The organism is Acidovorax sp. SRB_14 (genome assembly GCF_012932145.1).
In the GTDB taxonomy this organism is placed as follows: domain Bacteria; phylum Pseudomonadota; class Gammaproteobacteria; order Burkholderiales; family Burkholderiaceae_C; genus Simplicispira.
In genome coordinates, this window is record NZ_MWOK01000049.1 from 1 (window position 1) to 414 (window position 414).

At 56.5% G+C, this 414-nt stretch carries 1 protein-coding gene; it reads left to right on the forward strand.

The window, feature by feature from the left end:
- Window positions 1-177: 177 nt before the first annotated feature.
- Entirely contained in the window at window positions 178-396 is a 219-nt protein-coding gene (locus B2J86_RS18030) for a hypothetical protein (protein WP_216842435.1), read from the forward strand.
- Window positions 397-414 lie beyond the last annotated feature (18 nt).

Below are 414 nucleotides of genomic sequence, written 5' to 3' on the forward strand. Positions count from 1 at the left end.
TCTCGCTCAAGCCGAGACGCTACATTGCGAATAGCCGTGTCCTGAAATACGGGGGCAAGATCACCTGGCCGATTAGGTGGGCTCGGACATGGTTCTGCTGCTAACGCAGGGCCTCGGTCAGCACGTCAGGTCTGTTACGGATCCGACCGAAGGAGATGAGATACCCGGTCCGAAGTCATGCTCAAAATCAGCGTCTCGACGGCTGATATAGGCCCGTTGCTGCCGTTCGAGCTTCATCGTCATATGTCTGCTGTGCAGCGATTGCTGTCGGCCGAGTTTGTCGATTGGATTCACGATATCTGCCACAAAGCGGTCAGTGGCATGCGCAGGGTTTGGTCAATCCATGTCTGGCCTGATGTTGCCCCCGTATTCCCGGCCCCGCCTTATTCGCAATAAAGCGCCTGGTCAGTCACC

Coding starts and splice junctions, on each gene's coding strand:
- B2J86_RS18030 (WP_216842435.1), top strand. CDS start 178: ATGCTCAAAATCAGCGTCTCGACGGCTGATATAGGCCCGTTGCTGCCG.